This window comes from Winogradskyella sp. PG-2 (genome assembly GCF_000828715.1).
In the GTDB taxonomy this organism is placed as follows: domain Bacteria; phylum Bacteroidota; class Bacteroidia; order Flavobacteriales; family Flavobacteriaceae; genus Winogradskyella.
This window is the reverse complement of sequence record NZ_AP014583.1, coordinates 178,357-190,677: the sequence shown is the minus strand read 5'-3', so window position 1 is coordinate 190,677 and position 12,321 is coordinate 178,357. Positions and strand designations below refer to the sequence as shown.

General features: G+C 32.4%; 12 protein-coding genes. All 12 read right to left on the bottom strand.

The genetic code is table 11. From position 1 onward, the window contains the following. Positions 1 to 5: 5 nt before the first annotated feature. The 12 genes from WPG_RS18745 to WPG_RS00945 all read right to left on the bottom strand — a co-directional run bounded on the left by WPG_RS18745 (position 6) and on the right by WPG_RS00945 (position 12,258). Positions 6 to 131 carry a hypothetical protein gene (locus WPG_RS18745; RefSeq protein ID WP_262507858.1) on the bottom strand — a complete coding sequence of 42 codons (126 nt, stop codon included), beginning with the start codon at positions 129 to 131 and terminating at the stop codon, positions 6 to 8. Between the two features lie 24 nt (positions 132 to 155). Then, on the bottom strand, positions 156 to 758 hold the full coding sequence (locus WPG_RS00995) for a hypothetical protein (RefSeq protein ID WP_045468212.1): 603 nt from the start codon (positions 756 to 758) through the stop codon (positions 156 to 158). A 35-nt stretch (positions 759 to 793) separates the two neighbouring features. Then, complete coding sequence (locus tag WPG_RS00990) at positions 794 to 1,474, bottom strand: RluA family pseudouridine synthase (protein WP_316929969.1); 681 nt, start codon at positions 1,472 to 1,474, stop codon at positions 794 to 796. A 549-nt stretch (positions 1,475 to 2,023) separates the two neighbouring features. Continuing rightward, positions 2,024 to 2,404 (bottom strand): T9SS type A sorting domain-containing protein, encoded by a 381-nt coding sequence (locus WPG_RS00985; protein ID WP_144374395.1) that lies wholly within the window; start codon positions 2,402 to 2,404, stop codon positions 2,024 to 2,026. Between the two features lie 370 nt (positions 2,405 to 2,774). Continuing rightward, positions 2,775 to 3,449 carry a hypothetical protein gene (locus WPG_RS00980; RefSeq protein ID WP_045468203.1) on the bottom strand — a complete coding sequence of 225 codons (675 nt, stop codon included), beginning with the start codon at positions 3,447 to 3,449 and terminating at the stop codon, positions 2,775 to 2,777. Positions 3,450 to 3,709: 260 nt separating this feature from the next. After that, positions 3,710 to 7,066, bottom strand: a complete 3,357-nt coding sequence (secA, locus tag WPG_RS00975; RefSeq protein WP_045468201.1) for a preprotein translocase subunit SecA — start codon at positions 7,064 to 7,066, stop codon at positions 3,710 to 3,712. Between the two features lie 168 nt (positions 7,067 to 7,234). Beyond that, entirely contained in the window at positions 7,235 to 7,456 is a 222-nt protein-coding gene (locus WPG_RS00970; RefSeq protein ID WP_008272287.1) for a DUF2795 domain-containing protein, read from the bottom strand. 162 nt (positions 7,457 to 7,618) lie between these two features. Continuing rightward, entirely contained in the window at positions 7,619 to 8,194 is a 576-nt protein-coding gene (locus WPG_RS00965) for a cob(I)yrinic acid a,c-diamide adenosyltransferase (RefSeq protein ID WP_045468198.1), read from the bottom strand. A 92-nt stretch (positions 8,195 to 8,286) separates the two neighbouring features. Continuing rightward, positions 8,287 to 8,790 (bottom strand): hypothetical protein, encoded by a 504-nt coding sequence (locus WPG_RS00960; RefSeq protein WP_045468195.1) that lies wholly within the window; start codon positions 8,788 to 8,790, stop codon positions 8,287 to 8,289. A gap of 54 nt (positions 8,791 to 8,844) precedes the next feature. Continuing rightward, on the bottom strand, positions 8,845 to 9,534 hold the full coding sequence (locus WPG_RS00955) for an ABC transporter ATP-binding protein (protein WP_045468191.1): 690 nt from the start codon (positions 9,532 to 9,534) through the stop codon (positions 8,845 to 8,847). Between the two features lie 90 nt (positions 9,535 to 9,624). After that, complete coding sequence (locus WPG_RS00950) at positions 9,625 to 10,395, bottom strand: O-methyltransferase (protein ID WP_045468189.1); 771 nt, start codon at positions 10,393 to 10,395, stop codon at positions 9,625 to 9,627. Further along, the gene (locus tag WPG_RS00945) at positions 10,396 to 12,258 is read right to left on the bottom strand and encodes an ABC-F family ATP-binding cassette domain-containing protein (protein WP_045475018.1); all 1,863 of its coding nucleotides are present in this window, start codon (positions 12,256 to 12,258) and stop codon (positions 10,396 to 10,398) included. It abuts the gene before it with no gap. Between the last annotated feature and the right edge of the window lie 63 nt (positions 12,259 to 12,321).

The window sequence follows — 12,321 nt, the reverse complement described above, 5'->3', positions numbered from 1 at the left end:
AGGATTTAGTCATCAAAGAAGTCACCTTCATCTGGTCCGTCGGTATCATCATCAAAGTCAAATAAATGTCTATTGTAGTAACAGAAAACTACGATTATGATAAATATGATTATTAAAGTGACTTTATACATTTATCAATTAATTTAAGCTAGGAACTATCGTCTTAAAAACTCAGTTTCACTTCTAGATTTTAATCTTCTCGTTAAGGCTAATCCTATGACGCCTAGGATAATAATAAATCCGAAAATAATTTTAAAAACACCTAAATTGGCTATTGCGAGAACAATACTAGCAATACCTCTTCCGCCACCAACAATTTCATATTGAGATCCATTTTCAATTTGAATCGCCAAATACAAAGACCACACAAATAAGGCTGATGTAAATAATAATGCAAAAAATTGTGCCTTTCCATACTTAAGTACACTAGGTATTTCAGAATTATATTTAAAATTTGGAAGTTCTTGTTTTAGGAAATCAAATACCTCTTGCTTAACATTTTTATCTTTTATAACTAATTCATCTTCAGAATCGTTTCCAAAATATATTTTAATGTCGTTTTTACCAGTTTGATTTTCAATACGCTTTATATAAGAATATGGTATACTAAAAAGGTGAGATAGAAATTGGAAGCCAGATGATTCTGAATTCAATTTCCGTAAGACATCTTCATGAGGATTACCTTTATAAATACACTTATCTTTTATAAAAATCAGTTTATTCAATTTTGAATCTCTTATTTTCCAATATTTCTGCATTTATTTGTACTAAATTGATTTACTTTTTTTGATTTTTAATTTGTTTCTAAAGCAGGAAATAACTTCTTAAATCGTTTAGGAATTGCATCTAAAATATGCATTTTTTTATTTGTAATAGGATGCACGAAGCCTAACGTATAGGCATGTAAATATAAGCCTTTACCATTTAGAATTAAGTCAGTAATACCATAGTCTTTATCTCCAAGAATTGGGTTGCCAATACTTGAAAGATGTTTACGTAATTGATGTCGTCGCCCAGTTTTAGGATCTAATTCTACTAAGTTGAGTTTGCTAAACCGTTTTGAAGCAACTGACTCTAACACTTTATAATACGATTGCGATGGTTTTCCATCAATAGCTAATTTGATTTTGCCTTCATCATCCATTTCACCAATAGTAACCGCCAAGTAAGTTTTGGAAATGCTTTTGTTTTCAAATAGTTGGTTTAAGGCTCTTATACTGCTGCTTGTTTTGCCTACTAACAAAAGGCCAGTAGTGGCATAATCTAAACGATGCACAGGTTGTGGTTTTGTGGCATCATTAAGCGAGCTTGGTTTAAGGTTTTGAGGTAAAGCATTGACTATAGTTTTAAAACGATTACCACTTACCAAAATACCAGCAGGTTTATGTATTAAAGCTAGGTAGTTATCCTCAAATAAAATAGTAAGAGGAAACACCAATGACTTCTTTGAGCTAATAGTTTCAGGTATTGCCAAACAAATGTGCTCACCTCCAGTTAGAAACGTTGCTGAAGTAGCGATGCACTCATTAACAGTAATATATTCTTTCTTAAGCGCTTTTTTTAATGCAGATTTAGTTTTCGCTCCACTGAAAATACCAACTCCATAGTCTTGTAATCGTATTGGTGAGGATCGTTGAGGGACGATATGAGTTTGAGCTTTAAGGATAGTTATAAGGTGTTTTTAATAATTGGCTACATTGATGAGTTCTAAATTAATAAAAGAAAGTGAGTCCAACATATTAAGTCTACGTCCTACGTTATTATATTTTTGATTTGTAGTGTTAATGTACAAGGAAATAACTTCTTAAAATCCCGTAAATAGTGGTTTTATCCTCTATAAAGGATGTATAAATCATAATTTATAGCCGCGTAAATAAAATTAGAATCATCATTAGTTAGAAGTTGCCTTTATATATTCTTCTTCTCCCTTATCTGTAATTAAAAACAAAAAACCACCAATGAAACAAAGGTGATTTTAAGTTTATTATAAAGCCAATTTAAATTAGGGCTTAATTTTTAGGTTTTATTTTACAACAATGCTCTTTGCAATGCTAAACTTTTTACAGGTAAAAAGAATAATATAAATTCCCTTTTTTAATTCACTCATATTAATAGAGCCTTTATTAGTTTCTACCGGATGCAGATTACCATAGATATCATAAACTGAAACGGAAAATTCACCACACATTTCTGTAGTTTTAAAATAAATAAAATCATCTGTAATAGTTTGGTAAAATTTTACTGCTTCATCATATTTGTCATTTAGATTTAGACTTGCAGTTGAATAATTGTTGGTAGTTGAAGAAAAATTTTGGGAATCTTCAATACTGTTGTTATTCGATTTTGTTTGTGCAATAGATACCATAGAACAAATGGTAAATACTAATAGTAACTTTAATTTCATAGGTTTAAAATTTGGGGTTAAAATATTATTATGTCGTAAACATATTAAAATAAATGAATAACAAAAAAATTAACAAGAATAATACTACAAATATAAGTGTTTAATCGATTATTTATGTGTTATATAGTCTTATTTGGAGATTTAGGGTTTTAAATTTGTGATTTAATAATGATTTTTACTAGCTCTAAATTATAATTTATAGTATTTAACATATCAAATCAAATTTTATAAAACGAATTAGGTAGTTATAAAAAAATCAAAAACTTTAATCATTGTGCAAAGCTAATTCGACATAATTAAATTTAAGTTGTTAAAGTAATCGAATGACTTTTTTCAATTAATATTAGTATTAAGAAATAGTTTTTGTAAATTACTTGCTACCCTCTGGTAAAGGTGAAATCATAATATGTGCTCTATGAGTTCCAGGATTCATAATCCAAGGATGATTTGAAGCTACTGGTGCCTCTGATAGACCTGTAGATTCTGATGTTGCATATGGCATGTATACTACATAGCGCAGCCTAGCTTCATCTACTTTTGAAGTTTCTGGGTTATACATTGCTTTTGTACCATAGTAAATGTGCATGGTTAAACCACTTGGCAATTTAAGCTGACCTGATTTTACTTCTGCCTCTCGGATGTCAAAAATTTCTTGATGCTTCTTTCCTTCTCCTTTTAAAGCGCGTCCTCTTGCCATAAAAGGATCCAAGTCTTTATGATAACATGCAGCACTGAAACCTTTTTTATTAGGATCATCTGCAAGGACAATAAATTCGTTATCTCCTTCTTTTAATGTTACAAACTCACCAGCCATATTATAACCAATAACTTTACATCCTAATCTGCTTTCTTCTGGTGCGGCCATTAATGCAGTTGCAATTAAGGCTTCATCTGTCTCGATAGTTTTAAATTCTATATTGTTGTCTGTTGGAGCTATTTCGGCTTTTGTTTCTGTAGCAGAGGATTCATCTGTTTTAGTTTTGTCTGTAGAATTGCAAGAAAATAAAAGTCCTGCGAAAATTAATGCTATGTTGATATGTTTCATGTGTCAATACTTTATACTTTTTAAAGTTAATAAAAATCAGGCACACCCACTTTTAAGTTATATTATCGTAAGTTCGAGAAGGTTTTCGAAGAATGAGAAAATTATATCGAGAATCTTATTTACTTGTAATGCTTCTCGATACAAAATTCTAAAAAAGGAATTTCACTCGAAATGACGTGTAGCTGAAACAAAAATCCTGATGGTTTACATCAGGATTTTAGATCCTAAAACAAGTTTAGGATGACAAATTTTATGTTTGGTTAATCATTCACCAAAACCCATTCTCCTTTATCAATTAAAGGAATGGCTTGTTTATATTTTACAGTTTTGTTTTCGCCACTCATTACGTGCTTAATAGTTACACGATCGTTACGACCAATTTTTGGTTGTTCTCTAACAATGGTTTCAACGACTTGTTGCTGTCTAGAAGCATTAGCACCTGCTTGTCTGCTTTGAGAAGCACGTTCATCCATATTAGGGATTTCGTCTTTCTGCGTTTCAAGCTTTTCTTGTTTACGACGTTTTGCTTCTTGAATATTACTTGCGGTTTCCTGTGGTATTTCACCTTTAAATAAGAACGAAATTACATCTTTATTCACTTGATCAATCATGGCTTTAAATAGCTCAAAAGACTCAAACTTATAAATTAATAAGGGATCTTTTTGTTCGTGAACAGCTAACTGTACAGACTGCTTTAATTCATCCATTTTACGCAAATGTGTTTTCCATGCGTCATCTACAATGGCAAGCGTAATATTTTTTTCAAAATCATTAATTAACTGTTTACCTTTTGTTTCAAAAGCTTTTTCTAAGTCTGTTACAACTTGAAGATTTTTAACACCATCTGTAAAAGGTACAACGATACGTTTAAACTTATCACGTTGTGTGTTGTATACATTCTCAATGACTGGAAATGCTAAATCTGCAGCACGTTGCATTTTTTCACGATAGTGCTTAAAGGCTTCTTTGTAAATGACTCCAGCTATTTCTTGTTCGCTCATCTTTCCGAAGTCTGCTTCAGAAATAGGAGAGGCCATTGAGAAGTAACGAATTAATTCAAACTCAAAGTTTTTATAATCGTTAGCACCTTTATTATTCATAGCGATACCTTCAGAGGTATCAAATATCATGTTAGCTAAATCGACACGTAAACGTTCACCTTCTAAAGCATTACGACGACGTTTATAAACAACTTCACGCTGTGCATTCATTACATCATCATACTCTAATAAACGCTTACGAACACCAAATTGGTTTTCTTCTACTTTTTTCTGAGCACGTTCAATAGATTTAGAAATCATTCCATGCTGAATAACTTCTCCTTCTTTTAAGCCCATTTTATCCATCATCTTAGCGATTCGTTCAGAACCAAACAGACGCATTAAATTATCTTCTAAAGACACATAAAACTGTGAGCTTCCCGGATCTCCTTGACGACCAGCTCTACCACGTAACTGTCTGTCTACACGACGCGAATCGTGACGCTCAGTACCTACTATGGCTAAACCGCCAGCAGCTTTTACTTCATCACTCAGTTTAATATCAGTTCCACGACCTGCCATGTTGGTGGCAATTGTTACTTGGCCTGCATTACCTGCCTGAGCGACAATATCAGCTTCTCTTTTGTGTTGTTTTGCATTTAAGACATTGTGCTCTATTTTACGAATGCTCAACATCTTACCTAAAAGTTCAGAAATCTCTACATTGGTTGTACCAATAAGAACTGGTCTACCTGCTTGTGATAATTCTGTAACTTCGTCAATTACAGCATTGTATTTTTCGCGCTTAGTTTTGTACACTAAATCGTCTCTATCATCTCTAGCAATTGGTCTATTGGTAGGAATTTCTACCACATCTAATTTATAGATTTCCCAGAATTCACCAGCTTCAGTGACCGCAGTACCTGTCATACCGGACAGTTTACGATACATTCTGAAATAGTTCTGTAACGTAACCGTCGCAAAAGTTTGTGTAGCAGCTTCAATCTTTACGTTTTCCTTAGCTTCAATCGCTTGGTGTAATCCGTCAGAATAACGGCGACCATCCATTATACGACCAGTTTGTTCATCTACAATCATTACTTTATTGTCCATAACAACGTATTGATTGTCTTTTTCGAATAAAGCGTAAGCTTTTAATAATTGGTTGAGTGTGTGGATACGCTCTGACTTCACATTGAAATCTCTAAACAATACTTCTTTAAGTTCCGCTTCTGCCTCAGAGGATAAACCTTGATCTTCAATCTTAGCAATTTCCATCCCCATTTCTGGCATGACAAAGAAATTTGGATTGTCTTCACCAGATAAGAATTCAACACCTTTATCAGATAATTCTACCTGATTGTTTTTTTCATCTATAACGTAATAGAGCTCTGCATCTACTTTAGGCATTTCTCTATTGTTGTCTTGCATGTAGAAGTTTTCCGTTTTTTGAAGTAATTGTTTAACTCCTTCTTCGGATAAAAACTTAATTAATGCTTTATTCTTAGGAATACCTCTAAATGCTCTTAATAATTGAAAACCTCCTTCTTTAGTATCACCAGCTGCAATTAACTTTTTAGCTTCGGCCAAAACACCTACTAAATATTTACGTTGTACAGCTTCTATTTGTTGCACTTTAGGTTTTAAAGCATCAAACTCGTGCTCATCTCCTTTTGGTACAGGACCAGAAATAATTAATGGTGTACGTGCATCATCGACTAATACAGAATCTATCTCATCGACAATAGCATAATGGTGTGGACGTTGCACTAAATCTTCAGGTGCATGAGCCATATTATCACGTAAATAATCGAAACCAAATTCATTATTTGTACCGTATGTAATATCTGCATTATATGCTTTACGTCTTGCGTCAGAGTTTGGCGTGTGGTAATCGATACAATCGATACTCATTCCATGAAACTGAAATATTGGAGCCATCCAAGCACTATCTCGCTTTGCTAAGTAATCATTTACAGTTACTAAGTGAACTCCTCTACCAGTTAAGGCATTTAAATAAACAGGAAGCGTCGCTACAAGGGTTTTACCTTCACCAGTTTGCATCTCTGCAATTTTACCTTGGTGCATCGCTACACCTCCAATTAACTGAACATCGTAATGAATCATATCCCAAGTAATTGGCTTACCTGCAGCATCCCAAGAGTTTGACCAAATCGCTTGATCACCATCTAAAGTTACATAATCATTGTCTCCAGAAACTTCTCTATCAAATGCATTGGCAGTCACAGGAATTTCGGTATTATGTACAAAACGTTTTGCTGTTTCTTTAACTACAGCAAAGGCTTCTGGTAGAATATCGTTTAAAACACCTTCTGTGACTTCGTAAATGTCATCTTCAAGTTTATCAACTTCCAAATAGATGTCTTCACGATCATCTATATCTTCAGTGACTTCTGCTTTGGCTAGAAGTTCTTCTTTTTGGTCTTGAAGTGGCTTTCTTGCTTCAGCAATTTTCTCTTTAAACTCAATAGTCTTTGCTCTTAGTTCGTCGTGTGACAAGGCTTCAAGTGCTCCTTCAAAAGTTTTTATTTTATCTACAATTGGTGTTATAGCACTTACGTCTTGTTTGGATTTATCTCCAACAAACACTTTAAGTACTTTATCTAATATGCCCATGTTTTATATTTTGATCAGATTGATTGGTGTCAGTCTGTGTTTTAATTTCATTAAAAAAAACTAGCGTTTTAAGGCTAGGTAATATTTCTAAATACAGAGTATTCGAAAATAAAAAAAGTCTCTTAGTTATAATAACGCAAGAGACTTTATTTGTGATAATATTATATGTTAATATTCATCCTCATTCCAGAGGTAATCTTCGTCAGTTGGATAATCTGGCCAAATTTCTTCAATAGAGTCGTAAGAATCCCCTTCATCTTCTATTGCTTGTAAATTTTCAACAACTTCTAAAGGAGCTCCTGTTCTAATCGCGTAGTCAATAAGTTCATCTTTTGTTGCCGGCCAAGGTGCATCACTTAAATACGATGCTAATTCTAATGTCCAATACATTGCTTTGTGTAATTTAATTTTTGCAAAAATAATTTTTTAGTTGAATAATTCAAGAAAAAATTAAATTAATTAATCATTAATATAAAGAACGTGTAATCTTCAACTTTTGTTTCGGATTAACTGTTGCAATAATTAATCCTATTCTGAAATTGAATAAATGTTCTATGATTCTTTCTTAGGAATCCATTTTATCTCTTCAGCTTGTAAATCATTGGACAACTTCCGTGCCAACACAAAAAGGTAGTCAGAAAGTCTATTAATATACATTAAAGTCTCAGGTTGAAATGGTTCTAAATCATTAAGATGTGTCGCTAAACGCTCGGCTCTACGGCATACTGTACGTGCAATGTGACAGAATGACACCGCTTGATGACCACCAGGTAAAACAAAGTGCGTCATCTGAGGTAAGCTATCTTCCATAAGATCCATTTCCTTTTCTAGCCGCTCAATATCTTCGTTAGATATTTTAGGAATATTCAATCTTGCTTTACCATTTTTTAAAGTCGCTTTTTCTGGGTCTGTGGCTAGTATAGCACCAACAGTAAATAGTCGATTTTGGATTTCCATTAAAGTATTTTTGTATAACTGTTCAATGTCTTGATCTCTAATGAGTCCAATATGAGAATTGAGCTCATCAATTGTACCGTAACTTTCTATTCTTATATGGTGCTTAGGAACACGAGTTCCACCAAATAGAGCAGTGGTGCCTTTGTCTCCTGTTTTTGTGTATACTTTCATGTAAACAAAGTTAAGAGTTATGAGTTAAAAAGTTATAAGTGGAAAGTGAAAAGTTTGAATGAGATTGCGATTGTGAGAAAAATGTCTAATTCTTATTGTTTAAACCACCTTTTGATTGAATTTATGAAATCTGTTTTAAGTATTATAATGTTAGATTTAATTAAATATGCTTTAATCATCTCAATTTGAGACTTATTCACGGAAATAGTAATTTGAATGTCACTATCAAGTTTTAAAGTAGATTGATTACTATAAATATTCCAAAGTTTGACTGTTTTGATGTTTTTTAAATCATCAATAATTTTTTCTGAGTTATAATATTTAAAACTTTGAGCTTTATTATTGTATTTGATTTCCACAATATTATTTTCTATTTTAAATGTCCAAACCTTTGGATAGTAAAATAAATTAAAAAGGGATAAAATCATTAATAATAAGAATATAATATCCCAAATAAGATGATTTATTTGGATATGGTCTAATTTTCCAAAAGATTTTAAAAGGAATACTCCAATGATAGCAAATAAAAACCATTTGTATATAAACCAATTTTTATGGTTTCTTAAGTAGTTATTTTCAATAATATCAAAGGTCATTTTATTTATTATGACTATGTATTGTAAATTATTAAAAGGTTTAAAAAGAATTATTTAACTATTAAAAGTATCACTCTCAATAATGCCATCGCGTAAACGAATAACACGTTTAGCATGCGCTGCGATGTCTTCTTCGTGTGTTACCATAATGACCGTATTACCAGCTGAATGAATCTCGTCGAAGAGTGCCATGATTTCCGTACCAGTTTTAGAATCTAGGTTACCAGTTGGCTCATCTGCTAAAATGATAGATGGTTTGTTAACTAACGCACGACCTACTGCCACACGCTGTCTTTGCCCACCAGAAAGTTGATTAGGTTTATGATCCATACGATCTGCTAAACCAACATCAGTTAATACTTCTGAGGCACGATGTTGACGTTCCTTTTTTGAAGCACCTGCATAAATCATTGGTAATGCTACATTCTCTAAAGCTGTAGTTCTAGGTAATAAATTAAAGGTTTGAAAAACGAAGCCTATTTCTGTGTTTCTGATTTCAGCTAATTCGTCGTCGCTCATTTGACTCACGTCTTTTCCATTTAAATTGTAAGAGCCAGCCGTAGGTGTATCTAAACAACCTAGTAAGTTCATTAGAGTAGATTTACCAGAACCAGATGGTCCCATGATAGCAACATACTCACCGACTTTTATGTCTAAATCTATACCTTTTAATACATGAACAATTTCTTGTCCTAATTTAAAATCTCTAATAATGTTTCTAATCTCAATGACGTTGCCACTCATAGTTAAATAGTCTTGGTTGCTTAAATCCTTTGCAAGATAAAAGAATTTGAAAGTCAGTTCAACAAATAAGACGTTAAAATTAGTATGTTGTTACAGTCTTATTTTAAAATGTTCTTTTACTTGCTCTTTTCTAAAAAAAACAAAGCCCAAATGAAAGCAATCTACAGTTACTGTTACTGCATTGTGAGCTTTAATATACTCCCATGCTTCTGTCATGCCTTGAGACCAATATATATCATCAAAAACAAAAACAGATTCATTATGTGCTTTAGGTAAAAGAGATTCGAAATATTGTATAGTTGCTGCTTTATTATGATGACCGTCAAAGAAAATGAAATCATATTTATGTTCATTAAGTGTGGAAATAATCACCGTAAAATCTCCTTTAATGAATGTTGTATTATTAACGTCTAGATCTTTAAATTTTGATTTAGCAAAATCTGATGTATTGGGACAACCTTCTACACTAGAAATTTTTGAAAATTTATTTGCTAACGCTATAGCATATGTACCCATACCTAATGAGGTTCCTAATTCTAATATGGATTTGAAATTAAAATATTGAGTCACTCTAAAAAGCAGTTTTGTTTCCTTTTCTGAACTGCTAGAAATCCTTACCATTTTGCTGACATGGCGTTTTTTAGAACTTAGCTTTTTTGAACCTTCTCCAAGATCTGTAATGTCTAATAATACCTTAGAGCTTTTTAGAATATTCTTATAATCTTTAATTTTATGATAGGCCGAATAATTTACCTTATCATATAAACACTCAGTTACAAAATTGTAGATGAATGGTGAATGCACTCCGTGCTGATTCGTAGATTTAAGTAAAAATTTTATATTGGATATAACCTGATACATTTACCCTTCTAATTTTTCTGATAATTCAAACCAACGCATTTCCTTTTCTTCTATAGTATCGATAATAATCTGAAGCTCATCAGAAAGCTTATTAATATTTTCTTGAGATAATTCAGGATTATTGAATTTGGCTTCCAATGCTTTTTTATCGAGTTCTAACGAACGGATTTTGGATTCAATGTTTTTGTATTCTTTTTGCTCATTATAAGACAATTTATTAGCATCATTTTGTTTTACTGCTTTAGTATTATCTGTTTTTTTAGGCTGTTCGATTTGCTTTGACTTGCTATTATCATAAGCTCTAAAATCAGAATAATTTCCTGGAAAATCATCTACAACTCCTTGTCCTCTAAATACAAACATGTGATCTACAATCTTATCCATAAAATAACGATCGTGAGAAACGACAAGAAGCACTCCTGGAAAATCCATAAGAAAGTCTTCTAGAACATTGAGCGTTACAATATCCAAATCATTTGTGGGCTCATCTAGGATTAATACATTAGGATTCTGAATTAAAACCGTACATAAATACAATCGTTTTTGTTCTCCTCCGCTTAACTTTTCGACAAAATCCCATTGCTTTTTTCTGTCGAATAAAAAGCGTTCTAATAATTGTTGAGCACTAATTTGTCTCCCTTTAGCAAGAGGTATATAATCACCAAATTCTTTAATTACATCAATGACTTTTTGGTTGGGTTTTGCTTTAATTCCACCTTGTGTGTAGTAACCTATTTTTACGGTTTCACCAATAACAACCTTACCAGCATCTGGTTGTATACTCTGAGTTAATAAGTTTAGAAATGTAGACTTTCCTGTTCCATTTTTGCCAATGATGCCAATACGTTCTCCTTTTTTGAAGGTGTATTCAAAACCATTAAGAATTGTTTTGTCTTTAAAAGCTTTAGATACGTTATGAAACTCTATAATCTTACTGCCAAGACGCTCCATATTAATTTCTAATTGGACTTGGTGATCATTACGTCTTTTATGTGCTTTTGATTTTATTTCAGAAAAATCATCAATTCTACTTTTAGATTTTGTAGTTCTGGCTTTAGGTTGACGACGCATCCAAGCCAATTCTTTTTTAAATAGTTGTTTTGCTTTACCAACTTCGGTAGCTTCATTTTCTATTCTTGCATCTCTCTTTTCTAAATAGTAGGAATAATTGCCTTTGTAAGTATAAAGTTGACCTTGGTCTAATTCTATAATTTCATTACAAACACGCTCTAAAAAATAGCGATCGTGAGTCACCATAAAAAGTGTTTGCTGAGTCTTGGCAAAATAATCTTCTAGCCATTCAATCATTTCTAAATCCAAGTGATTGGTTGGCTCATCTAAAATTAAAATATCTGGTTTACTCAGTAGTACTTGAGCTAAAGCCAATCGTTTCTTTTGGCCTCCAGAAAGGGTGCTTACTTTTAAGCTTAAGTCATCTAATTTGAGTTGTGAGAGTGTTTGTTGGTATTGCGTTTCGAATTCCCAAGCATTATTACTATCCATAGCTTCAAATGCTAATTGATAAGCTTCTGAGTCTTCAGGATTCTTTAATGCATTTTCATAAGCTTCAATAGTTGTAAGTACCGGAATATCTGATGCTATAATGGTCTCTTCAATTGAAAGTTTGGGATCTAAATCGGGTTCTTGGTCAAGGAAAGCTAATCGCAATCCTTTTCTAACAACTATTTGGCCAACATCAGGTGCATCTTTACCAGAGAGGATATTAAGAATCGAAGTTTTACCACTTCCGTTCTTGGCAACAAAGGCAATTTTTTGGTCTTTATGAATACTAAATGACAAATCTTTGAAAAGGATAAGCTCTCCATAAGACTTAGATATATTTTCTACGTTGAGGTAATTCAAATTAATTTTTTTTACAAAGAAACGCAAATAAACCAAAAAGAAACCCAATAGTTTTGTTATTAC